We start from the raw sequence: 23,552 nt of genomic DNA, 5'->3' as shown, positions 1-23,552 counted from the left end.
ATCACTCCTGTGGCAAAGCTATATCAGAGATTATTTTTAGGTAAGCATTATCTGTATAATTATTTTTCTTACTGGGGACAGCATTTTCGAAATCTTTGTAAAGAAGTCTAATCTGTTCTCCTCCCCCTGGATAATACTTGTATGAACCATCAGACATTTTTTCTATTTGTGGTCCCACGGGACCATATTCTATGTCAAATGGACGTTGTACTTCATAGGTAACTCTTCTATCAAGTGTTCCTTTCCATTCTTCTTTGATTGCGAGATTTGCTCTACCAAAGCTAGAGTTAGGGATCTCACTTTGAGTGCCAAATTGACCTGGAAACTGAGCTCTGCCCTCATTAGTGATCATATTAAAACGTTCTCCAGGCTGAATAATTCGCGTCTTAGGAGTAAACCCAACAGGCCATGGGGACTCATTGTCCCTCACATTCTCAAATGCGCTAACCAATGCATGGTCATCGTTAAACTGGCCAGTATGATGCTGCTCAAATTGTTTGAATACATCTTGCTGCTCAACTGGGATCCGAGCTCTAGGCGTATCCAATGGACACTGTCCCGGCACATTACTCAACCCCAGCGGGTCCACCCAGCCAGTCGGGTTAGGAGCATACTGGTAGTTGTTGAGCCCGCCGGCCAAGCCTATCGGGTCGGGGGTAATAAATCTACCCGTGTCGGGCTGATAGTAGCGGTGGCGGTTGTAGTGAAGCCCCGTCTCGGCGTCAAAATACTGTCCCTGGAAACGCAAGGGCGTTGCCACCTCGGCGATTTCTTCGCGCCAGACATTACCATAGGCTCGATAGCGCACCTGCCAGACGGTGGCCCCGCTTGTGCGGGTCAGTGCCAAGGGAGTGCCCAGGTGGTCAAGCTGGTAATGGAATACCTCCGCCTCTTGCCCTTCCCCTTCCAGCTGTGCCAGGGGTTTGAAACTGCCTGGTTCATAGATAAAAGTGCGGTACTGCTCGTCAGTACGGCGCTGATCATCACCGAGCTGATAACTGCTCTCGGCAATCAGGTTGTTGGCCTGCCACAAGAATTCAGTGACCTGCACGCCTTTTGCTCCGCTCACCGTCTTGCGAATGCGGCGACCAAAGGCATCGTAGTAATAACAGGCGGTGCTGCCATCAGGCAGTTCAGCCCTCACCAGCTGGTGCTGGCAGTCGTAGTGATAGCGGGTCACCAGTTGCTGACCCTTGCCGCGCCGCTCCAGCGCCAATCGGCCAAATTCGTCGTACTCGAAGTGGCGATCGCCACTGAACAGCAGCCGGTTCCCTTGGGTACGGGCCCCATCGAACTGACCACCCGAACTCTCCCCCAGGAGGTTGCCGGCCGGATCATGCAAGAAGCGCTCGGTCAGCTCGCCCCGCACCTCCAGCAAGCGGTCCAGCGGATCGTAGCGATAATGCAGCTCCCCCTGCACGCTGTCATCAATGCGCAGCAGGTTGCCCGTTCCGTCATAGCCATAGCGCCGCTCGCGGGCGACCTGCTTGCCCCGCTGCAGACGCAGCGCCGAGAGGCGCCCCTGCTCGTCATATTCGTACTGCTGGGTCAGTGCCCCTTGCTGCCGGCGCAGCTCAAGCCCCCCCACCACCTGGTGGCGCGTGAGCTCGGCGCCGTTGAGATCAATTCCGCCAAGCGCTCCGTGCTGATAGTGATAGCCAAGCTGGTTGCCGTCGGGCAGTTGCCAATGTGACAGCCGCCCCATGGCATCGTATCGGAAATGGCTTGAGGCCCACCCCTGATGCTCGGCCAGCAGATGACCGGCACCATCGTAGTCAAATGCCAGGGGCCATGCACCGTCGTCGACCCGGATGAGCTGGCCATGGCCGTCATACTCGAAGGCGATCTCGCGGCCATCTGGCAGGAATTTTGTCAACAAGCGACCCAAGGGGTCGCGCTCATAGCGAGTGACCAGTTCGGTCTCCTGCTTGCCGAACTCTACCTTTTCGCTCAGACGTCCGTTGAGGTCATAACGGTAGGCGGTGGTGCGCCCATCAAAACCGGTTTCCCGTGCCACCAGCCCGTTGGGATGGTAGTGGATACGATGCTGTTCACCATGCTCGTTCTCAATCTCGCTGAGGAAGAGCTTGGCGTTGTCATAGCGGTATTTGAGCTCGCTGCCATCTGGGTTGATGCGCCGACTCACCAGATGCAGGCCGGGGTGATATTCAAAACGTGTCTCACGGCCCAGCTCGTCCCACTGCGCCGTTACCTTGCCATAGGCGTTGTACTCATAGCGGCGAATGCCGCCCCCGGGCAAATGAACGGCACTCAGACGATCGGCTGCGTCCCATTCATAGCGTGTAATTGCACCACGCGGGTCTTGCCGCACGATCTGGCGGCCCCGCTCGTCATAGCGCCAGCGGCTTATCCCGCCATCGACCCCTTTCTCTTCGATCAACTGGCCTAGGCGGTTCCACACCAGCTCGGTGCGGCTCCCGTCTGGGTGAAGCACAGCGCAGAGCTTGCCCTGGGGGGTATAGCCATAACGGGTTTCGTTCCCCAGGGGATCCCGCCTGGCAATCAGACCCCCTTGCGGATTGTGCTCAAAGCGCCATTCGCGCTCCCCCTGCACTACCTTGCGAACCCGGCCATCCCAGTAGTGATAGGCAGTCTGACTGCCGTCGGGAGCCACTTCGAGGGCCAACATCCCCTCTTCGTCGTAGTGATAATGGGTCTCGGCCCCCAGCGGGTCGCGGGCCAGTACTTTCTGGCCCTTGTCGTTGTAGGCAAACTCGGTTATCGCACCATCCGGATCCTGCTGGCGGACAAGGCGTGCCTGGCTGTCGTGCTGATACACCTCCTGACTGCCATCGGCATTGAGTACCGTCACCTCACCCTTGTCATCATCCCAGCCATAGGTGACATCAAAACCCGCCACATCGCTCCAGTGACGGATGGCTCGGGCGGCCTTGCCTTCCCCTTCCCACTCCCAGAAGAAACCGGCACCGCCAGCCAGGCGGCGCTCCACAATGACCCCATCATCGCGATAGCGATAACGCTCGCACTCCCCGGCCCCATTCTCGGCCGCCACCAGGTGACCATGGTCATCGTAGTGGTAGCGTTGCAGCGTGGCCTGGGGCTGCCAGGCAATGCCATCAAAGCGCTGCAACTCGAGCGCCATGATGTGGTCGCCCTCATAGACGAGACGAAGGGCCAGCCCCCCTTCATTTTCAACCCAGGCGGGGCGCCCTTGACGGTCAGAACGCACCGTCAGTCGATTGCCGTAAGGATCGGAAAAACCGGTTAGCCGTCCGCGGTCCCCATGCCAGGTAAAATGCAGGAACGGCGAACCGGCCTTGGCCAGGATCACTTCATCAGCCTCGTCACCGAGGTAGACCGCCGCCTCCGACAGCAGATTGGTCACCATGGGTCTGACGGCTGATGGCAACGGCAATTCGGTTGCCAGGGACTCCTCATCCCACCAGGTCAGAGTATCGCCGTGACGTTCAAGACGATGCGCAAGAGCATGCGTCCAGCCAAGCCCCATGCCGCAGGATTGCGCGACGGCGGAGGAGCGATAGAGGCGCCCGAAGACAAAGGGAAGCAGACCCAGCAGTTCGCCATCTTGCAGAGCCAGCAACTCTTCCCCCGTCACCATGGAGACCGGGCAGTTGTTCTTGCAGGTGCTGGCCTCCGGTTGATGGGGCCGGTTGGCCGGGGTAACTGCCTGTTTGGAGGCATCCGGAGTCTTGTTCACCTGCTTGATCTCGGTGTGCCCCTGGAACCGGCGTTTGGCCGCCGTTCCTTTTTCCACCAACGTTTTGGCATTGCCATCGACCAACTTGAGATCCGCTTTTTTGGCCGGGCTCAACGGTGCAGCTCCCGCGACCAGCACCTTCTTCGCCTTCTGGGCGTGCTGGGCCAAATTGTGCTTTTTGGAGAGATTGACCAAGGAGGTGACCAGTCGCATGACCCGGTCACTGTTCTTGGCCATGGAGGCAGCCTTGGCACCATAGCGCGCCGCGAGGCCAGCTCCTCCGGTCAGCACCACACCGATGATCACATCAATCAGCACCGACGAAATCACCTGAGCACCAAACTCGGTTTGCTGATCAGGGGGCAACATCTTGACCCAGCACACCAAGGCATAGGCATAAAGATAAAGCAGCGCTTCATCTTGCAGTACCAACATGGCAGCTTCCATCTGGGAGGCCCCAGCCTTGGCCATGGCCGCTGCGTCCACGCCGAAGGCGGCCAGCTTTTTGGCATTGCCTACCGGATCGGCCAGCAGGTTGTAGATGGTTTTAAGATCGTCCCACACCCCGACCAGTGCCTTGCCGATACCGCTTGCTGCCGCCAGAGCATGGCTGCCAAACCCACCACCAGTGCCGCTGTAACGAGCCCAAGCAGCCTTGTGCTCACTGTTCCACTCCTTGGTAAGCCACGCCTCCAGGTCTTTTTGAACGGGCACATAAGAGGTGAACAAGGTATCCAGGTCGCTCTTCTTCACATTGGGGTAGAAGGTCACCCGATAGGACTTGCCCGGGGTCAGCTTACCAACCTCGGCAATGCCCTTGGCATCCAGGGTTCCCTCCTTGGCTACCGCCTCGCTGACAAATCGTCCGCGCACCAGTTTCCCCGCTTCCACCTTGTACGGGGTATTGCCTATGGGAATAAAACGTACGGATTCAAACAGATGAACCAGACGCAAAGTACCGCTCAGCGGGCATTGCGTCACCACGGACTGCGCCTTCTTGCTGCTGGACGATGCCGTGATGGTCTTGTCGCCCACCTTGATGGTTTGCTCCATGTCCATGCTGAGCATGTCGCCCAGAAAGAAACTCTCGGCATCCTTGCGATAGGCATTCAGAACGTTGCGATAATCGGCGGTCACTTCGTTGAAGACGGCTTGGCCGGCATTGCTCATGCTTGAACCTCATTGATCAGCGCCGCTTCCAGCGCTGGAAACAGATCGATATCAGGGGATGAATGACGGGAGACAAAGCGGGCGACCTTGCAGCGCAGGTTCGCCTCGGGAAACGCCCAGTAGAGCTGACCGTTTTGATCCGCCAACTGCTGCATCAGGTTGTTGATAAGAGGGGCGGGATCCTGTCTCGCCAAGGTCACGGCAATGGCGGGGGGCAGCTCCCACCAGGGGAATGCGCGTGGTACTGCGGCTTCTGACGCAGCCCATTCGAAGCCGTCCCCTCCGACCCAGATCCCGCTCAACCCAGGCATCAAGGCAGTGAAGCCCTCCCCCAGCTGGACCAGAATGCGCTTCAGATAAACGCCATCCCAGTAACGGAAGAACACCGCTTCCCCCTGGTGCCAGATCTGGGTCAGCCCCTGCAGATGGGCATAGAGGGTATCGACAGGCTGCTCGCTTGCCACTATCCAGCCCCAGTCGCTTGCCTCGGTGCTCTGCGCCCACTCGATAAAGGGGCTCTCCTTGTCGAGGGCCACCAGATAGGGCATGACGGGATGCCAGTCTTCATAAGGGGTGCCGAGATAGAGCCCGCGTGGCGTTTCGCGGCCATCGAGCTGGTAGTAATTCTGCAAGGGAGCCGCATCGCTGGCTCCGGCCAGCACAGCATAAAGAGGGGCTGATTGCCTCTGTATCCACTCTTCCAGCGGCGTGATCTCAAATTTCACAGCCACCCTCCTTGCATTTTTCACACTCTTCACAGAAAGGGGCGGCACTCTTCATGGTGGCCAGTTGCGCAGGAGTGAGCGGTACCTTGGGTTTGGGGGGAACACTGACACCCAGAGGGTCAACTGGTGACTTGCCGCCCCATCCCGAACCCGAACCTGGGCTGCCACCCGAGTTCATCTTGATGGTGGGTCCCACGAGGGTCACACCACCTCCATCGACCTTGATAAAGCAGCCGCCGACCTTGACAGTAATTTCAGAGCCGGCTTCCAGCACCACCTTGGCACCGGCCTTGACGTGCACCTCTTGCCCCGCCTGGGTGAGCCAGCTGTCACCCAGTTTTTGGTGCATGGAGGTATCCACTGTCAGCGAGTAGTCGGCTTTTATCTGGTCGCGCTTCTCCCCCTCCACCGTCAGGTGGTCGTTGGTCTTGATGCGGGTCACCCGCTCATTGTCGATATCGGTATGCTGGTCATGCTTGATGTGCCAGGCGGCATCATTCTCGATAAGCACGTTCAGGTCTTTCTGACCGTGGATGTAAATCTCTTCCTGCCCCGCCTGGTCTTCAAAGCGCAGCTCGTTGAAGCCCTCGCCCTGGTGGGTCTCGGTGCGCAGCACGGTTCGGGTCTTGTTGGCCGGCAACTCATACGGCGGCCGATTGGTGGCGTGGTAGGTGCGACCAGTCACGATAGGCTGGTCCGGGTCCCCTTCCAGAAAGCTCACGATGACCTCGTGGCCAATGCGCGGGATGGCCATCATGCCGTACTGACCGCCGGCCCAGCCTTGCGAGACTCGCACCCAGCAGGAGCTCTGGTCGTTGGAGCTGCCATATCTGTCCCACGGGAATTGCAGTTTCACCCGGCCATGCTCGTCGCAGTAAATCTCCTCCCCCTCCGGGCCCACCACCATGGCGATTTGCGGGCCATCCACCATCGGCTTGTGAGGGGCCTCCGGGCTACCGATGCGCGCCCGCCAGGTGGTGCTGGCTTTCACCACCCCAAATTCGTTGTGGTAGACGGTGGGGCCGCTGCCCCCCTCCTCTTCCAGCGCCTGCGGCTGCAAGCCGGTGTGCTGGATGCGCACGATTTGCCAATCGGTGTTAAGGCTGCCGTTGGGGTGTTCGGTCAGCGAGAAGGTCTGCCCCGGCTGCAGGGCCGCACTGTTGGACTTGCCACTACCGGCTACCGCATCGTTGCGCAGCGCATCGAGCCTGTGCTGGGCAAAGGCCTTGCCACTCGGGTCTTCTTTGTAGCGACCCGGATAGTCGAAGTGCTGGTAGGTATCGCGCTGGTGGGTCAGCTCAGCTCCCACCTTCTTGTGGGAGAGGCCATAAGCCGGGGTCCTGAAGCTGTAGTCTTTGAGCTCCACATCCGAGGGGCGCACCGCCTCCCGGTAATGGAACTGGCGCACATAGGGTCCCTGCTCAAGCGAGCGGTTGCCGAGGTTGAAGAAGAGCTCGGGGCCAGCGGTCAGGGCGGCCGCGTCATCGGCAAAGACGATGCGGTGCTTGCCCGCTTCAAACTCGTGGAAGTAGAACATCCCCTCTTCGGCGGCGAGCCGGTTCACGAAATCGAGGTCGGACTCGCGGTACTGAACACAATATTCCCGCTTGGCATGCTCGTTTTTCAGCGCAAACGCATAGTCGGTGATGCCGTGTTCTTGCAAGAGGATACTGAGGATTTCATCGGGCTTCTGCGCTTGGAAGATGCGGGAGTTCTGGCGAAGCGACAGACGCCACAGCGCCGGCAGCACCCGCAGCTGATAGCGGGTGCGGCGAAAACCGCTGTCACCCTGCGCGAAGTCACTCACCACCCCGCACACCCGGCGCTGCAGCTCGCCGTTGTACCACACCAGCAGCTCGCACGGCTGGTCCAGCACGGCGCCAAAGTCGATGTCGGGCTGGGCGCTTGCCAGCTCCAGGCGCAGGTTGAACGGCCGGTTGAGCGCTTCATCCAGCGCAAACTCGGCCACCACGAAGGTGCTCTCGGGCAGGGCCCCCACCTTGACGGTAAATTGTAATCCTGTGCTGTCTGCCATCGTTGCTCGCCCCTGAGATATCGTGCAGCCCCATCAGGCGGGGCACTTCAAGCCGTGTGAGAGATCCGCCTTCGCCCTGGTTATTCTGACACCATGGCTACCGCACGCCCTTGACGGCGTGCGGCAAGACGTAAACTCGGATTTTTTCTTGTGCCCCCTCACCTCAGGCAAACGGGCAGAAGAAAAAACACGTGTGATTGAAACGGAGCGGGAAATGCCAGAAACGGCAAAAGGGCACCGCAAGCAGTGCCCTTTGACTGAGAATTACGCTTCGATCGGTGCGCGCCAGTCGTCCGCACCAGAGGTACCGGCAACGGTGTGCTCCCAATCGATCTTGCGATAGGCCATGGAGACCTGGATCAGCTGGGTGAAGTCAGACTTCGCCGGATCCTGGCAGTGCGGCATCTGGCAGTCGATGTCGACGATGGTGGCATCGGTCAGCACGGTAGAGAAGAAGTGCTCCTGCTTGCCCTCGACGGAGGTGCGGTACCACTTCAGGGTCACTTTCGGCAGCATCTCGCCGGAAGCCAGCGCGTTGTACATCAGCGGCACGGCCTTGTTCAGGGCCACGGTGAACTTGAACGGCTTGTGGACGCGCTGGCCAGCAGGCTGACCAGATTGCGGATCGGTCGGCACGGTGACGACGTGCTGGAACTCTTGCACCAGCATCTCGTCTTCGTGGCCCTGCACGAAGATGTTGCCGACGGAATCGGAAGTGAAGGCACCGGCGGTGATGTTGCCCTGAGTTTTACCTTCGATGCTGATATAACATGGAGTTGGCATGGAATTGCTCCTGATTGGTTGAACGGTAATGACACTCGACCGAATCCGTTAGCAGTGACCATGCCAATTCATTTTATTGTTTTAAAACAATAGGTTGAGTCAATTACCAATCAAACCATTATCGCAATAACGCAACAAGTTGCGCATCCGATATATTCATCCAAATAAAATTGCATATACAGAATAATAATCTTGAAATTCCGCAATGCATTGCGCAAGTCAGAACTTATTTCAACCTGATGATCCGCACGGGTGTGATGGCAACTGAGCTATGCGTTGACAATAGGAAACATCGGGGGCCGGCTGCCCGTCGATACAACCGGGTTATAGATGATAAAAAAACTGTGGAGACAGCAGGAAGCGACAACCTATCCCGCAAAACAAAAAACCGACCATCAGGTCGGTTGTTCAATCTATACGCTGGGTCGGGATTGACTCGCACCGTCCCTGGCGCTCGCCCTTCGGGCGGCCTCTGGCCGTCCATGCGGGCTGTCCTGCCCGCCTGTCGAACCAGGGCCCGAACCGAGCCGCCCGTCACCGGATAAAACAAAAGGGCCTGTCGCAAGACAGGCCCTTTTGTTTTATTTGGCGGTGAGGGAGGGATTCGAACCCTCGATACGTTGCCGTATACACACTTTCCAGGCGTGCTCCTTCAGCCACTCGGACACCTCACCAAATTTTTACTTCTTGAAGTGGCTTTCGGAGCACGCTGCGCGTGCATCTTGCCGACTTCGTCGCTGGGCAGCCTCTCGGTCACCTCACCCAATTTTGGTCTGTTGTTTAACGTGCTCAGCCAGCACATCGTTCGTTGCGCCGTTGCGCTGGAACGGGGCGTAATTTAGGGGAAAGCCCCGCCGGCGTCAACGGCTTTTTGCATCTGGCGAACCGTTCGCACATTTAACGCACAAATCAGTGCACAGACTCCGGTGCAACCTGGATTTCCGGCAGATTCAGGAAGCCCAACCGCTCGCATTCGGAGACCACTTCATGGGTCGCGGCTATGGTGCTCTCGACAAACAGCAGGAACTGCTCAACGCTGAGCCCCGCCTTGGTAAAGACGGTATGCCCCACCACCAGCCGCGGCAGGTTGTCATCGATGATGTCGAGGAACACTTTGAGCGACGGATACTGCATGTTGAGGCGACCCAGCTCGGCCACCAGCGGCAGCAAGGCGGAGGGACGCACCTCCAGCTCGGATGAAAACAGCACCCCTTCCTCTTCGACGAAGATCCGGCTCTCCTGGATGCCCTCGACGGACTGCAGGGAGACGATGTGGATACCATGGCACTGATCACAGACATAGTGCTCGATACGAGCCTGCTGCAACCAACGCATTATCATTTCGGAGCTGGGGATATTCATCATTTCCACGACACAATTGGGATCAAGGGGCGCAGTCTAAACCAATTTTCAGGCAACCAAAAGCGCACTGGCCGGATAAGCACGGCCCTCGCTTCTTTTTGGCAAGCAGCCTGCATATACTCAGCCCATTCCAGCGCCACACTCGCCCCACAGGGGGCTAAATGACCATCCAAGAAAAGTACCGTCTGCATCTGAAATCCCTCTCGGATGAACTCTTGATCCTGCAAAAGCCCATCCGCATTCTGGATGCCATCAAGTGGCCCCGTCACCTGCAGGCCGACTTTCTGGCCAGCGGAGGGCGCACGCTGCCGGCCGTCGACAAGGCCTTCTATGATGGCCTTCCCCTCGGCTTCGATCCCCGCAACAAGTACCTGGAGCTCAAGGAGCTGCGGGACAGGATCCGGCGCCGGCTCGGTCCCCAGGATGAGCTTGGCCGCATCCTGCAGGAGACGGTGGATCAATACATGGTGGTCATCGAGATGCTGCGCCAGCGTGGGCAACCGGACTTTCTGCGCTACAGCCGGCTGCTCTACGGCTCGGCCGGCGATCACCTGCGCGGCGATCGCAAGACCCTCAAGGAGCTGGGGGCCAAGCTGTGCGACATCTTCTCCCTGCCCGGCGCCCGCCACCTGGTGCGCCCCTACCCCAAGGAGTTCGAGGGGGAAGCGGCGGTGGCCAGGTTGCAGGGCAAGCTGTCGAACTACTTCAGTGACGGCACAGTGCAGGTCAAGCTGAGCGATGGCATCGTCTCCGATGCCGCGGCCGGCGGCGATTACATCAAGCTCAACTCCCACGCCTGCTTCTCCGAGCTCGACCTGCAAGTGCTGGAGGTCCATGAGGGCTGGGTGCACGTGGGCACAACCCTCAACGGGCGCCAGCAACCCTATGCAACCTGGCTCAGTGCCGGTTCGCCGCGCATCACCGCCTGCCAGGAGGGGCTGGCGGTACTGATAGAGACCCTCACCTTCAGCTCCTTTCCGGACAGGGCCAAGCGCATCTCGGATCGGGTGATGGCCATCGATATGGCGGAGCGCGGCGCCGACTTCATCGAGGTGTTCCGCCATTTCGTCGGCCAGGGAGCCAGCGAGCACGACGCCTACAAGATCACCCAGCGGGTGTTTCGCGGCGGCATGGTCGAGGGGGGAGCCTGCTTCACCAAGGATCTCTCCTATGTGAAAGGCTATGTGGAGACGGTCAACTTCATCCGCAGCGCCGTGCTGGAGGGGGTGCCCGAGATCCTGCCCATGCTGTTTGTCGGCAAGGTGACCCTGGACGACATCCCGGTGATCTATCAGCACTATCTGGAGGGGCTCATCAGTGCGCCCCGTTATCTGCCCCCCATGTTTCGCGATCTCACCGGCCTCTACGTCTGGTTCGGCTTCGCCTCCGGCATGTCGCTGGTGGATATCGGCCGGGTACAGCAGCACTTTCGCCAGCTGTTCCACCGCCTGCCGGTGGCCGATCCCATCATCGCCCCGGTCGATATCGAGATAGATTGACCCCTCGGAAACAAGCAAGGCGCCAGATTGGCGCCTTGCTTGTTCATGTTATCCCCATCAGCCGCGGGTTATTTGAAGGCCCGCCCTTCCAGGTAGTGCTTGCGGCACAGGGAGACATAGCGATCGTTGCCGCCGATCTCCACCTGCTCGCCATCTCGCATCACCTGGCCTGCTTCGTTGACCCGGGAGTTCATGTGCGCCTTGTTGCCGCACCAGCAGATGCTTTTCAGCTCCTCGAACTTGTCGGCCAGGCAAAGCAGGTGATAGGAGCCGGGAAACAGCTCGCCGCGAAAATCGGTCTTGAGGCCGTAGGCGATCACCGGAATGTCCTGCTCGTCGACGATACGGGCCAGCTGATAGACCTGCTCCCTGGTCAGGAACTGGGCCTCATCGACGATGAACACATCGATACGCTTCTCGGCATGACGGGCTTTCACCATCTCGAACAGATCACAACTCTCTCTGAACACTTCGACTTTCAGCTCCAACCCCACCCGGGCGCTGATCACCCCGACCCCGAAGCGGTCGTCGATGGCGGGTGTCATGGCCAAGGGATGCATGCCCCGCTCCAGATAGTTGAAGTGCGCCTGAATGAGCTGGGTCGATTTGCCTGAATTCATGGTGGCAAACTTGTAGTGCAGTGAAGCCATGATACTGTTCCGAAACTGAATTTATGGGGCGCATGCTAACCAAAGCCCCCAACAAAACCAAGGGGCCTTGCGGCCCCTTGTACGTTTTAAGCAACAGCCAGGTCCGCCTGGGACCTTGCCTTGCGCAAATGGTAGCTGGAGAAGATGACGAACCAGAGGGCGCTGACGCTGAAGCCCGCCAGCACCGAGTGCATCAGTCCCATCACCAGATAACCGAGGGCGGCGCCAAAGGCGATGGCCAGGGCATAGGGCAGCTGGGTCATCACGTGATCGATGTGATGGCAACCGGCGCCGGTGGCCGACAGGATACTGGTGCTGGAGATGGGCGAGCTGTGATCCCCGAACACCGAACCCGCCAGCACGGCGGCCAGCATCGGCAACATCAGGGCCGCATCGCTGGCCGCCGCCATGTCACCCGCCAGCGGCAGCATGATGCCGAAGGTGCCCCAGCTGGTGCCTGTGGCAAACGCCATGGCGCAGGAGAGCACGAACACCACGGCCGGCAGCACTTCCACCGGCAGATTGCCGTTGGCCAGGGAGGCCAGGTACTTGCCGGTCTCCACATCGCGCACCACGGCGCCAATGGTCCAGGCAAACAGCAGGATGTTGATGGCCGGCAGCATGGCCATCACCCCTTGCGGCGCGGCCTTGAGCCAGTTCTTGGCACCGAGCTTCAGACGCATGGCCAGACCGATGGAGACCACCAGACTGCACAGGGCACCGTAGACCAGGGAGGAACCCACGTTGGTATTCTCGAACGAGCCAAGGACGCTGAACGGCTCGCCATTGGCGGCCAGCACGGCGGCGCCGGAGTCGATCATGAAGTAGACGGTGGCCGCGGTCAGGGTCAGGATCGGCAGCACCATATCGATCATGCCGCCGTTGCTCTCCTCGGGGCTCTCCATGTCTAGACCGATGGGGCGGCCTTTGGACTCATCCCACAGCTTGCCTTCCAGCGCCCACTGCTCGTGCTGGCGCATCGGACCGATATCGAGCTGAAACGCGATCACCACCAGCACCATGATGAGGGTAAACACCGCGTAGAGGTTCATCGGGATCATCTCGACGAAGGCGGAGATGGGGCTCTGCCCAGTGATGCCGTGAGCCGTCATGATGCCGCCCACCAGGGCGATGATGTAGGCCCCCCAGGAGGAGATGGGCATCAGCACGCAGACCGGCGCCGCGGTGGAGTCCAGCAAGTAGGCCAGCTTGGCGCGGGAGATCTGGAAGCGGTCGGTAACCGGACGGCAGATAGCCCCCACCGACAGACTGTGGAAGAAGTCGTCGATGAAGAAGGCAAACACCATCATGCCGGTGAGCGCCTTGGCCCCCTTGCGGGTCTTGGCTCGCTTGGCAGCCCACTCGGCAAACGCCCGGGTCGCACCGGAGACGCTCATCAGACTGATGAGGCCGCCCAGCAGCAGCATGAACAGCAGCATATTGATGTTGTCACGGTTGAGCGCCCCGTCGACCCAGAAGATCTTGAGCACTGTGTTCAACATGTAATGCAGGGAGTCGAGGGGGGAAAACTGGTTCAGCAGCAGGCTGCCGGTAACGATACCGACGCCAAGCGACAGCAGCACACGGCGGGTGAGGATCGCCAGTGCGACGGCCAGCAGAGGGGGAATGATTGACCAACCGGAGTCGGCGTAGTGAACGATGTCCATGATCTCTTTGCACCTAAAGACAGCAGGTGGAGATCTACCGAGAGGATAAAGAAACAAAACCCATGGGGAGGTAATACTCCTCAGCCCCTTCAGGTAGCGCTCCATAGTGGATGACTATGGCAGTCCTGCACCTATTAGATGCAGAACCAGCAGCCCGGTATGATGGCCTGGCCACTTCGGCGCTGACTCCTTTCCTTGTGCATCATCGGCATCACCCTCCGCACAAGTAGTCATAGGCAGCGCGCCTCTACTTAAAGGTATTCGAGGCACATTTTATCGTGCCGACACGTTATAGCAAGTTTTTTGATTAAATCCCCAAACAAGCCAGATCAAAAGGGCAAAGAGGTAGTCAAATGGTGCAAACATTATGATTTTGTCGCTATTTTCATCTACCTGGAACTCAGTCGAGTATGCCACTGGCCAATATTGCTGAATCGGGCCTGAATTCAATTGCATTACTTAATTCCAGGCATGAATTTATTAATTCGACTCGCTTGACTTAATCCCGAACGGCCGTATAAATTAGCCAAAATAACTATTTTTATTTAATTCACTCTTTTGCTCGCGTGGTGAACACTATGAACGAATTTTTGAAAGTACTGCTGAATATCCGTAGCCTGCGCGCCGCTTGCCGTGAGCTGACGCTGGAACAATTGGAAGAAGGCCTGGAAAAGCTCTCCGCGATTGTCGGCGAACGCCAGCAGGATGAAGCCGCCGAGCGTCAGGCTCGTGAAGAACATCAGCGCAAAATTAATGAATATGCCGAAATGCTGAAAGCCGCCGGTATTGATCCGGCAGAACTGGTTGGCACAGTCGCAGCCGAACCGGCCAAGGCGACCAAGAGCAAACGAGCCCCTCGTCCGGCCAAATATCGCTATATGGACAACGGCGTGGAAAAAACCTGGACCGGTCAAGGTCGCATGCCGTCCGTGATTGCCAAGGCGGTCGCCGAAGGTAAATCCGTCGAAGACTTTGCCATCTGATAAAACAGCATTGGCCCAATAAAAAACCTCGCCTTGCGAGGTTTTTTATTGCCTGCGGCCTGCCGTCAGCCCCGCTCTGCCGCCTTGACCCAGAGCACTTCGGGCGTCGCGGTACAGGCCAGCAGGTAGCGGGCAATGGTGAAGAACCAGTCACTCAGCCGGTTCATGTAGGGCAGAATGGCCGGGTTGATCTGTTCGCTGCGGCCCAAAGTCAGCAGCAGACGCTCGCAGCGCCGGGTCAGGGTGCGCACCACATGGGCTTGCGCCGCCGCCCGGGAGCCGCTGGGCAGAATGAAATTGCGCAGCAGCGGCAAATTGGCGCTGTAGGCATCGATCTGTTGTTCCAGCCGCAGGGTCCACTCGTTATTCACCTGCCAGATGGCGGCCTCCTGAGCGTCACTGGAAAATGCCAGCTCCCCGCCAAGATCGAACAATTCCTGTTGCAGCAATAACAGGTCTGCCAATAATCCGGTTTCCGCTGCGGGCACCTCGGCAATAAGAAGACCTATATGAGAATTTAATTCATCGATATAGCCGTAGGTTTCCACCCGCATATCGTCTTTGGCCAGTTGCACGCCATCGGCCAGCCGAGTCATGCCCTTGTCGCCCTGCCTCGTATATATCCTCATACCGACATCCTGTTAATAATGGGAACAATCATGGATTCAAGCCCGTTGAGCTTGATTTCATAGGCAAGCGCCAGCGTTTGACCAAGCGATCCGGCCGGGAAACCGGTACGGGCCAGCCACACCAGATAAGGCTCCGGAATATCGATGATGCGGCGCCCCCGATATTTGCCGTACGGCATCTTGTTGGCCAGCGACAGCAAGACCCGCTCGTCGGACAACCACTCCATTTCAATCGATATCCAGATATTTGTGGGTTTGGATGGAGAGTCGCCAATTGCGGGCAATGCAGGTTGCCATGGCCAGCTGGGTCGCCCTGGGTTTCTGGCTGATGGGTTGCAGTGCAATCACCACGTCGTCGCGCAGACGAGCGGTGGCCAGCAGCGCATCCAGCTCCTCCACGTGGCGCTCGGTGGCTATCGGATGCTTGATCTCGTTGGCGCGCTCAAGGGCCGAGACCAACACCGGCAACCCACCCTTCATATTGATCTTGGGGGATACGGTGACCCAGGTCTGCTCATGGGTTTTGATCTCGCTGATACCACTGGTTTCAATCTGCACCTGATAGCCTGCCGCAATGAGGGCGGTAGAGAGATCCTGCAGGTCATAGAGGCAGGGTTCGCCCCCGGTGATCACCACGTGACGCGCCTGATAGCCAAGTTGCTGGAAGCTGGCCAGGATCTGCTCCGTGCTCATCTTGCTCCAGCCATCGGATTCGTTGGAGCAATCGAGCACCGCCTGCACGCCCACTTCACGAGCAGGATCGACCACCCAGGTATGACGGGTATCGCACCAGGGGCATCCCACCGGGCAACCCTGCAGGCGAACGAAAATGGCGGGCAGGCCGGTGAAGACCCCCTCCCCCTGGATGGTCTGGAATATCTCGTTGATTGGGTAATGCATCTTGGTCACGGCTGGTTGCAAAAGTCGCGGATTATACCCCAAGCATGGCCGAGACGCAGGCTCAGCATCCGCTTTTCTCACCTAGCCCGGTTTTTTGGTGCAGACGCGCCAGCACGCCCGCCTTGTCGGCCAGGTACTGCTGCAGGCCGCGGCTGCGCAGATCGCAGGCAGGACAAGCTCCGCAACCATCGCCGGCAATGCCGTTGTAGCAGGTGAGCGTCTGCTGGCGCACGGTATCGAGGTGGCCGTAGTGATCCGCCAGCGCCCAGGTCTCGGCCTTGTCGAGCCACATCAGCGGGGTCTCGAAGCGGATGGCACGATCCAGCCCCAGCGAGACGGCCTGATTGAGCGCCTTGACGAACTCGTCGCGGCAATCGGGATAACCAGAGAAATCGGTCTCGCACACCCCGGTGATCACCGCCTCGGCGCCCACCTGATAGGCGTAGATGGCGGCCAGGGTGAGGAACAGGATGTTACGGCCCGGCACGAAGGTATTGGGCAGGCCATTCTCCTGCAGCTCGAAGCTCACCGGGATCTCGTCCCGGGTCAGGGCCGAGATGGCAAGCTCCCCCAGCATGGTCACGTCCATCACCTTGTGGGCGGCGATGCCGAGCCGGCTGGCCAGACGGCGCGCCGTCTCGATCTCTTCACTATGGCGCTGGCCATAATCGAAGGTGATGGCGTGCACCTCGTCATAACGGGACAAGGCCTGGACCAGGCAGGTGGTACTGTCCTGACCACCACTGAATACCACGACGGCTTTTTTCACGTATGTCACTCCTCTGGGCAGTTCAACTGCGTCGGCCCTGGGCAAAATCATGCCACTGCCGGTTCAAATGGGTAAAAAGGGTCATCAGCGGGGCGAAGCGATCGGGTGCGCCCTCCCACTGGGACAACAGATGGTAGCCCGCTTCCAGGGTCGAGAGCGCCTCAGGAAACGGCTTCTTGCGAATGGAATATTGCCCCGCGACGGCATCCAGCCCAATTCGCGGCAACTGCTGCAACTCGGGGTTGCTGTGCAGCATCCGGTAGGCCTTGCGCCAGGTGCCATCGAGCAGCAGAAAACAGACTCGGCGAGCCGGCTCAGCCGTCTCCCTCTCTCTCACCTCGGCAAGGGTGATGGCCTCCTCATCCGGCCACAGCAGATAACACTGCAGCGCGGGATCGGCCAACAAGGCCGCCAGCTCGGGGACGTCGGCCACCTGTTCACCCACATGCAGACGGGCCTGCGCCAGCGAGGCGGCCAAAAGGACGGCGGTCCCCTTGGGATGACCCACCTCCCCCGGATGCTGCAGGATGTGCAGGGGCGCATGGGGTGAAACCGGCCGAATATAATCGCACAGACAGGCTTTGAGGGCTCTGGTGCAACGTGTACAGTATCGACTCTTGTTGTCGTCGGACTGTTTCATGTTGTCAGAAAAATCAGGATTGCTCTGGGTCATCACGCTTTCACTCGCCAGTTTGCTGCTCTTTTTCACCGTGCCGAATCACCAGCTCTCCTTCGATCGCACCCTGATAGCCCAAGGTGAAGGGTGGCGCATCATAACAGGCAATCTGGCCCACACCAATCTGTGGCACCTACTGCTCAACCTGAGCGGTCTGTGCGTGCTTTACAGCCTGTTTCGTGAATACCTGACAGGCTGTCGCCTGCCGCTGCTGCTGCTGTTGCTGGGGAGCGCCGTCGGGCTCGGCATCTGGTGGTGGTGTCCGCAGACCCAGTGGTACATGGGGCTGTCGGGAGCGTTGCACGGCCTGTTCGTGTGGGGCGCGCTGCAGGATATCCGCTATCGCCGCCACTCCGGCTGGTTGATGCTGGCAGGGGTAGCGATCAAGCTTGGGGTGGATTTCTACAGTGCGGGGGAAAGTCCGGTGTCCGCCCTCATCGGGGCCAGGGTACACATTGAATCACATCTGATTGGCTCGGGCGCCGGCCTGTTGCTCGGCCTGCTGCCGGTTACCTTGCGCCCCCACGCCGTCAAGGAGTAAGCCTGCACCGGATGCAATGCCGGCCCCATCGGGCCGGCATTCTATTTTTTATCAGCGACCCGCCAGCTCCGCGTTGATGCCGGCCAGCATGGCGGCAGGATCGGCCGCCTGGGTGATGGGGCGACCAATCACCAGATAGTCGGCACCCGCCTCCACCGCCGCCAGCGGCGTCATGACCCGGCGCTGATCCCCGGCAGCCGAGCCGGTGGGACGGATCCCCGGTGTCACCAGCTTAAACTCGTCACCGAGCAGCGCCTTGAGCTCGCGCGCTTCGTTGGCGGAGCAGACCACCCCGTCCAGCCCGGCGTCCCTGGTCAATTTGGCCAGCCGGATCACCTGCTCGGCCGGCGTCACATCAAGGCCCAGCGGCGCCATGTCGGACAGCTCCATGCTGGTCAGCACGGTCACCCCGATAAGCAGCGGCGCCTTGTCGCCATAAGGCAGCAGCGCCTCCTTGGCGGCCCGCATCATCCGCTCGCCACCGCTGGCGTGCACGTTCACCATCCAGACGCCGAGTTCGGCACTGGCGGCGACCGCCTTGGCGACGGTGTTGGGAATGTCGTGAAACTTCAGATCCAGAAAGACATCGAACCCCTTGGCAACCAGCTGACGCACGAACTGGGGGCCAAACAGGGTAAACATCTCCTTGCCTACCTTGAGACGGCACTGGGCCGGGGAGATACGTTCAATGAAGGCGAAGGCATCGGCCTCGTGCTGATAATCCAGCGCAACCAGTACTTTGGGATCTAGCATCTCACTTCCTATCGATGGTTATGCGCCGTCCGGAGCGAGTCCGGACCGGCCTGAAAAAACCAGGCCACAGGGGCCTGGTTGATGACATTGTTGTGGCTCTTACTCCCCGTCCAGACCGCGGATCGGCTTGATGGCTCCCCACTGGCGGCAGGAGGGGCACTGCCAGAACAGGGAGTGGGTGGCAAACCCGCACTGCCGGCACTTGTGGGTGGATTTGATCTTGATCTGCTCGTCGACCAGCGCCTTGAGCATGGTCAGGCTCTCCTTGGCCTGCCCCTCTTCAGCACCACGCAACTGCAGCGCCATCAGGTGCTGGAAGCCACGCAGCGACGGCGTGCGCCGCAGCTGGCGCAGCACCAGCTCGGAGGCTGCCTCGCGCCCGTTGTGGCGCTCCACATAATCGGCCAGCCGCAAGGTGACCGGGAAGCCGGCCCGCGCCTCCTGGGCCTGGCCGAGCAGCTCGGGGATACGCGCCTCCTCACCGCACAGCTCCAGGCTCTCACACAGGGGCTCGAGCACTTCGCTCGCGAAGTCGATGTCCTGGGTCAGCACCCGCTCAAACTCGCGGGCCGCCTGGCGCGGATCGCCCTCCCCCTTGGCCAGCCAGCCGAGGCCGAGCGAGGCACGCACGCAGTTGCCATCGGCGGTCAGGGCCTTGCGAAAACGCAGCTGGGCCTGCTTGCGATTCTCTTCGCGCAGGGCCATGTCGGCCAGCTCGCACTGGTAATGGGCGATGGTGGGAGCCAGCTTCTTGCCCTGAAATTTTTGCAACCGCTCGCTCACCACGATCGCCTTCTCCCAATCACGCAACTGCTGGTAGATGAGCTGCAACTGGGCCAGCGCCGTCTCCTCATACTCCCCGTCCTCGGTGAGCTCGAGCCACAGCTTCTCGGCCCGATCGAGCAGGCCGGCGGCGAGGAAGTCCCTCGCCAGCTCCTGCAGGGCGAGCTGACGCTGCTCCATGGTGAGCTGGCGGGTAATGAGGTTCTGGTGGATCTTGATGGCCCGGTCTACCTCGCCCCGTTGACGGAACAGGTTGCCGAGAGAGAGGTGGGTTTCGATGGTCTCGCTGTCCACTTCCAGCAGCTGGATAAAGAGATCCACCGCCTTGTCGGATTCGTCGGACAGCAAATAATTGAGACCCGCCACATACTGGCGGGAAAACTGGTTACTCTGTTTCTGGGTGTCCTGGCGAACACTCCTGCGCCCCATATACCAGCCGTAGCCGGCGGCAATGGGCAACAGCAGGAAAAGCAGTTCAAGCATCGAGGGACATTATTCCTTGGCAGCCGTTCGGGCCAGCTCCAATTCACGGGATTGACGGCGCATGGTGCGATTGAGGGTGCGGTTTTGCATCTTGAGGCGCAAGAACAGCAAACCGAAGACCAGCCAGCCCAGCAGGAAGCCACCACCAAAGAAGAATCCCAGCAACATGGAGAGCGAGAACTCCCCTTGGGCAATCAGATAATTGAACTGCACCAGCTGGCCATTTTGCGAACCGATGGCCAGCGTCAGGATAAACACCAGCACCAGTGGAATGAGGGCCAAGATACGCTTCATAGGAGCTCCCTGTCAGTAGCTAATGAGAGGCTGATTATCCTTAAAATCACCGGCAGACTCTAGAGCGAATGGGAAAAGACTTGGCAAAACCGGACAATTGCCACAATAGAAACCGTAAAAACAAAAAAGGCATACCCAGGTATGCCATTTTCTGCATTATTCGATGATGTTCACGCGCTCGCGTAACTCTTTGCCGGGCTTGAAATGCGGAACATATTTCCCGGTCAATTCAACCTTGTCCCCGGTCTTGGGGTTGCGGCCCACACGGGGTGCACGATAGTGCAGTGAAAAACTTCCAAATCCGCGGATTTCAATCCGGTCGCCGTTTTGCAAAGTCGACGCCATCTGCTCAAGGATCTCCTTGATGGCGGCTTCGACATCTTTGGCCGGCATATGCATGCGGCTGGCAGCCAATTGTTCGATGAGATCTGATTTGGTCATAACGTTAAATCTCCTTCCCCGATCACATGCAATATTCATTACGCCAAGATAAAAAAGGGCGGCGTGACACGCCGCCCTTTTCTTGCATCAAGGATTATTCACCCTTGGCGGCTTTGAACGCTTCGGCCATGGCATTGCTGAACACAACTTCTTCTTGTTGGTTCAGGTTGTCGATGGCAACACGCTCGTCAGCCTCGTCCTTGGCACGGACAGACAGGCTCACGGTGCGGTTCTTGCGATCAACGCCCATGAATTTAGCTTCAACTTCGTCACCAACAGACAGCACCAGAGTGGCGTCTTCTACGCGGTCACGAGCAGCATCGGAGGCACGCAGGTAGCCTTCTACGCCGTCAGCCAGTTCGATCACGGCACCCTTGGCATCAACCTCGGTAACCTTACCCTTCACAATAGCACCTTTCTTGTTGTCAGACAGGTACTTATTGAACGGGTCTTCTTCGATCTGCTTGACGCCCAGGGAGATGCGCTCACGCTCCGGGTCAACTTGCAGAACAACGGCTTCGATTTCGTCGCCTTTCTTGAATTCACGAACTGCTTCTTCACCCTGGTTGTTCCAGGAGATGTCAGACAGGTGAACCAGGCCGTCGATGCCGCCGTCCAGACCGATGAAGATACCGAAGTCAGTGATGGACTTGATCTTGCCGGAAACACGGTCGCCCTTGGCGTGAGTTTCGGCAAACAGCTGCCACGGGTTGGATTTGCACTGCTTCAGACCCAGGGAGATACGACGACGCTCTTCGTCGATGTCCAGAACCATCACGTCAACCACGTCGCCAACGTTAACAACCTTGGACGGGTGGATGTTCTTGTTGGTCCAATCCATCTCGGATACGTGTACCAGGCCTTCAACGCCTTCTTCGATTTCAACGAAGCAGCCGTAGTCGGTCAGGTTGGTCACGCGGCCAGACAGACGGGTGGTCTCCGGGTAACGCTTGGCGATAGCAACCCAGGGATCTTCGCCCAGCTGCTTCAGACCCAGGGATACACGGGTACGCTCGCGGTCGAACTTCAGAACCTTGACTGCGATCTCGTCGCCAACGTTGACGATTTCGGAAGGATGCTTAACGCGCTTCCACGCCATGTCGGTGATGTGCAGCAGGCCGTCAACACCGCCCAGATCTACGAATGCACCGTAGTCGGTCAGGTTCTTGACGATACCCTTAACTTCTTGACCTTCTTGCAGGTTAGCCAGCAGGCTTTCGCGCTCGGAGGTGTTCTCGGTCTCGATCACGGCACGACGGGAAACAACAACGTTGTTGCGCTTCTGGTCCAGCTTGATGACTTTGAACTCGAGTTCTTTGTTTTCCAGGTGAGCAGTGTCACGGATCGGACGCACGTCAACCAGAGAACCCGGCAGGAAGGCACGGATGCCGTTCAGTTCAACGGTGAAACCACCCTTGACCTTGCCGTTGATGATACCGATAACGGTAGCTTGCTCTTCGTAAGCTTTTTCAAGCTGCAGCCAGGCTTCGTGGCGCTTGGCTTTTTCGCGGGACAGCTTGGTTTCGCCGAAACCATCTTCGATAGAGTCCAGAGCCACGTCAACGGAGTCGCCTACGTTGATTTCCAGCTCGCCCATGGCGTTCTTGAATTCTTCAGCCGGGATAGCGGACTCGGATTTCAGACCGGCGTCAACCAGTACGAAACCATTTTCGATAGCAACGACAGTACCCTTGACGATGGAACCTTGACGGGTTTCAACGGCGTTCAGGGACTCTTCAAAGAGTTGAGCAAAAGATTCGATCATTGTTTATGTCACAAATGAAACATCCACTTGTCATCCAGCACAAGCGGGGTTGTTTTAAATAATCTGCGCCATCCATGGTGCAGACGACCGGATGTCAGCTTGCGCTGGCATCACCGAGTTGTTGCTCCGCATAGGCGAGCACCGTTGCCAGCACTTCGTCTATGGACATGGCGGTTGAATCCACCACGAGAGCATCTTCTGCCGGTTTCAGGGGGGCAACGGCGCGATTTCTGTCGCGATCGTCACGCTCCCGAATCTCGGTTAAAAGACGCTCAAAGTTAACATCAAAGCCCTTATCTTGCAACTGCTTATAGCGGCGAGCCGCCCGTTCTTCGGCGCTGGCGTCGAGGAAAATCTTCACTTCCGCCTCGGGGAAAACCACGGTACCCATGTCGCGACCGTCGGCGATGAGGCCGGGGGCCTGGCGAAAAGCGCGCTGACGGCGCAGCAGGGCTTCGCGCACCCGCGGAAAGGCGGCAATCTTGCTCGCGGCATTGCCCACTTCCTCGGTACGAATGGTACGGGAAACATCCTCCCCTTCCAGCACGACCTTCACCTGCTCGGCATCGACCTGGAACTGCACGTCCAGATTGGCGGCCAGGGGAACCAGCGCGGCTTCGGAATCGAGCTCGACATCGTGATGCAAGGCCGCCAGGGCCAGCACCCGGTAGATGGCGCCGGAGTCGAGCAGGTGCCAACCCAGTTTTTCAGCCAGCAACTGGCACAGGGTGCCCTTGCCGGCACCACTTGGGCCATCAATTGTCATCACGGGGGCCATCTGCGGCATAACGTCTCTCCTGCACACTTGTTGCACACATCCCGGGAGGGATGGGGTAATGGGCGCCGATTATACCCAAATGTGCCGAGCCTGGCAGTCGCCAGCACACACAATTGCGCAAAACCGGTCGCAACTGTCCTCTTTGTGTACAACGGGGCAAGCCATT

The 23,552-nt window shown here is 58.8% G+C and carries 21 protein-coding genes, 1 tRNA gene and 1 riboswitch; of the genes, 3 read left to right on the top strand and 19 right to left on the bottom strand.

Annotated elements, in window-relative coordinates; all coding sequences use genetic code 11:
* Window position 1 precedes the first annotated feature (1 nt).
* The 6 genes from BN1143_RS13180 to BN1143_RS13155 form a co-directional block, all read right to left on the bottom strand.
* A complete protein-coding gene (locus BN1143_RS13180; RefSeq protein ID WP_042050937.1) occupies window positions 2-4,870 on the bottom strand; it encodes an RHS repeat-associated core domain-containing protein in 4,869 nt (1,622 codons plus the stop codon).
* On the bottom strand, window positions 4,867-5,595 hold the full coding sequence (locus tag BN1143_RS13175) for a DUF4123 domain-containing protein (RefSeq protein ID WP_042050936.1): 729 nt from the start codon (window positions 5,593-5,595) through the stop codon (window positions 4,867-4,869). The genes BN1143_RS13180 and BN1143_RS13175 overlap by 4 nt, the downstream gene beginning before the upstream one ends.
* Window positions 5,585-7,630: a type VI secretion system Vgr family protein gene (locus BN1143_RS13170; RefSeq protein ID WP_042050934.1), complete on the bottom strand. Its 2,046-nt coding sequence runs from the start codon at window positions 7,628-7,630 to the stop codon at window positions 5,585-5,587. The genes BN1143_RS13175 and BN1143_RS13170 overlap by 11 nt, the downstream gene beginning before the upstream one ends.
* A 264-nt stretch (window positions 7,631-7,894) precedes the next feature.
* A complete protein-coding gene (hcp1, locus tag BN1143_RS13165; protein WP_010634242.1) occupies window positions 7,895-8,413 on the bottom strand; it encodes a type VI secretion system effector Hcp1 in 519 nt (172 codons plus the stop codon).
* Between the two features lie 586 nt (window positions 8,414-8,999).
* A tRNA-Ser gene (locus BN1143_RS13160) sits at window positions 9,000-9,087 on the bottom strand.
* Between the two features lie 235 nt (window positions 9,088-9,322).
* Window positions 9,323-9,778: a type III secretion system chaperone family protein gene (locus BN1143_RS13155; protein WP_005299960.1), complete on the bottom strand. Its 456-nt coding sequence runs from the start codon at window positions 9,776-9,778 to the stop codon at window positions 9,323-9,325.
* 158 nt (window positions 9,779-9,936) lie between these two features.
* On the opposite strand from BN1143_RS13155, the gene BN1143_RS13150 reads away from it, so the two are divergent.
* Complete coding sequence (locus BN1143_RS13150) at window positions 9,937-11,274, top strand: flavohemoglobin expression-modulating QEGLA motif protein (protein WP_042050933.1); 1,338 nt, start codon at window positions 9,937-9,939, stop codon at window positions 11,272-11,274.
* A gap of 68 nt (window positions 11,275-11,342) precedes the next feature.
* Here the strand turns inward: BN1143_RS13150 and BN1143_RS13145 are convergent, their stop codons facing one another.
* Both BN1143_RS13145 and BN1143_RS13140 read right to left on the bottom strand, forming a co-directional pair.
* A complete protein-coding gene (locus BN1143_RS13145; protein WP_042050931.1) occupies window positions 11,343-11,924 on the bottom strand; it encodes a thymidine kinase in 582 nt (193 codons plus the stop codon).
* 86 nt (window positions 11,925-12,010) lie between these two features.
* Window positions 12,011-13,591 carry a Na+/H+ antiporter NhaC family protein gene (locus BN1143_RS13140; protein ID WP_042050929.1) on the bottom strand — a complete coding sequence of 527 codons (1,581 nt, stop codon included), beginning with the start codon at window positions 13,589-13,591 and terminating at the stop codon, window positions 12,011-12,013.
* A gap of 86 nt (window positions 13,592-13,677) precedes the next feature.
* Window positions 13,678-13,849: riboswitch (Lysine riboswitch) on the bottom strand.
* Window positions 13,850-14,169: 320 nt separating this feature from the next.
* Here BN1143_RS13140 and BN1143_RS13135 point away from each other — a divergent pair.
* On the top strand, window positions 14,170-14,574 hold the full coding sequence (locus BN1143_RS13135; protein ID WP_005299952.1) for an H-NS family histone-like protein: 405 nt from the start codon (window positions 14,170-14,172) through the stop codon (window positions 14,572-14,574).
* A 65-nt stretch (window positions 14,575-14,639) separates the two neighbouring features.
* On the opposite strand, the gene BN1143_RS13130 is transcribed toward BN1143_RS13135, so the two are convergent.
* From BN1143_RS13130 to BN1143_RS13110, 5 genes are all read right to left on the bottom strand, one after another.
* Window positions 14,640-15,203, bottom strand: a complete 564-nt coding sequence (locus BN1143_RS13130) for a cob(I)yrinic acid a,c-diamide adenosyltransferase (protein ID WP_017785428.1) — start codon at window positions 15,201-15,203, stop codon at window positions 14,640-14,642.
* Complete coding sequence (locus BN1143_RS13125; protein ID WP_005299948.1) at window positions 15,200-15,430, bottom strand: DUF3820 family protein; 231 nt, start codon at window positions 15,428-15,430, stop codon at window positions 15,200-15,202. Before BN1143_RS13125 ends, BN1143_RS13130 begins: the two co-directional genes overlap by 4 nt.
* A gap of 1 nt (window position 15,431) precedes the next feature.
* Window positions 15,432-16,103, bottom strand: coding sequence for a 7-carboxy-7-deazaguanine synthase QueE (gene queE, locus BN1143_RS13120; RefSeq protein WP_042050991.1), 672 nt, complete (start codon window positions 16,101-16,103; stop codon window positions 15,432-15,434).
* Window positions 16,104-16,164: 61 nt separating this feature from the next.
* A complete protein-coding gene (queC, locus tag BN1143_RS13115) occupies window positions 16,165-16,872 on the bottom strand; it encodes a 7-cyano-7-deazaguanine synthase QueC (RefSeq protein ID WP_017780007.1) in 708 nt (235 codons plus the stop codon).
* 22 nt (window positions 16,873-16,894) lie between these two features.
* Entirely contained in the window at window positions 16,895-17,581 is a 687-nt protein-coding gene (locus tag BN1143_RS13110) for a tRNA-uridine aminocarboxypropyltransferase (protein WP_017785431.1), read from the bottom strand.
* On the opposite strand from BN1143_RS13110, the gene rrtA reads away from it, so the two are divergent.
* Entirely contained in the window at window positions 17,511-18,089 is a 579-nt protein-coding gene (gene rrtA, locus BN1143_RS13105; RefSeq protein WP_172442662.1) for a rhombosortase, read from the top strand. The genes BN1143_RS13110 and rrtA overlap by 71 nt on opposite strands.
* Before the next feature lie 51 nt (window positions 18,090-18,140).
* Here rrtA and pyrF read toward each other — a convergent pair whose 3' ends face one another.
* The 6 genes from pyrF to cmk all read right to left on the bottom strand — a co-directional run bounded on the left by pyrF (window position 18,141) and on the right by cmk (window position 23,395).
* Entirely contained in the window at window positions 18,141-18,842 is a 702-nt protein-coding gene (gene pyrF, locus BN1143_RS13100; protein ID WP_042050927.1) for an orotidine-5'-phosphate decarboxylase, read from the bottom strand.
* A gap of 99 nt (window positions 18,843-18,941) precedes the next feature.
* Window positions 18,942-20,108: a lipopolysaccharide assembly protein LapB gene (gene lapB, locus BN1143_RS13095; RefSeq protein ID WP_042050925.1), complete on the bottom strand. Its 1,167-nt coding sequence runs from the start codon at window positions 20,106-20,108 to the stop codon at window positions 18,942-18,944.
* 9 nt (window positions 20,109-20,117) lie between these two features.
* Complete coding sequence (locus BN1143_RS13090; protein ID WP_005299936.1) at window positions 20,118-20,402, bottom strand: LapA family protein; 285 nt, start codon at window positions 20,400-20,402, stop codon at window positions 20,118-20,120.
* A 156-nt stretch (window positions 20,403-20,558) separates the two neighbouring features.
* Complete coding sequence (ihfB, locus tag BN1143_RS13085) at window positions 20,559-20,843, bottom strand: integration host factor subunit beta (protein WP_005299934.1); 285 nt, start codon at window positions 20,841-20,843, stop codon at window positions 20,559-20,561.
* Window positions 20,844-20,937: 94 nt separating this feature from the next.
* Complete coding sequence (rpsA, locus tag BN1143_RS13080) at window positions 20,938-22,608, bottom strand: 30S ribosomal protein S1 (protein ID WP_005299919.1); 1,671 nt, start codon at window positions 22,606-22,608, stop codon at window positions 20,938-20,940.
* Between the two features lie 94 nt (window positions 22,609-22,702).
* Entirely contained in the window at window positions 22,703-23,395 is a 693-nt protein-coding gene (gene cmk, locus BN1143_RS13075; RefSeq protein ID WP_010634252.1) for a (d)CMP kinase, read from the bottom strand.
* Between the last annotated feature and the right edge of the window lie 157 nt (window positions 23,396-23,552).

The sequence above is a fragment of the Aeromonas dhakensis genome (assembly GCF_000820305.1).
Classification (GTDB): Bacteria; Pseudomonadota; Gammaproteobacteria; order Enterobacterales; family Aeromonadaceae; genus Aeromonas; species Aeromonas dhakensis.
This window is presented reverse-complemented; position numbering and strand designations above follow the sequence as displayed.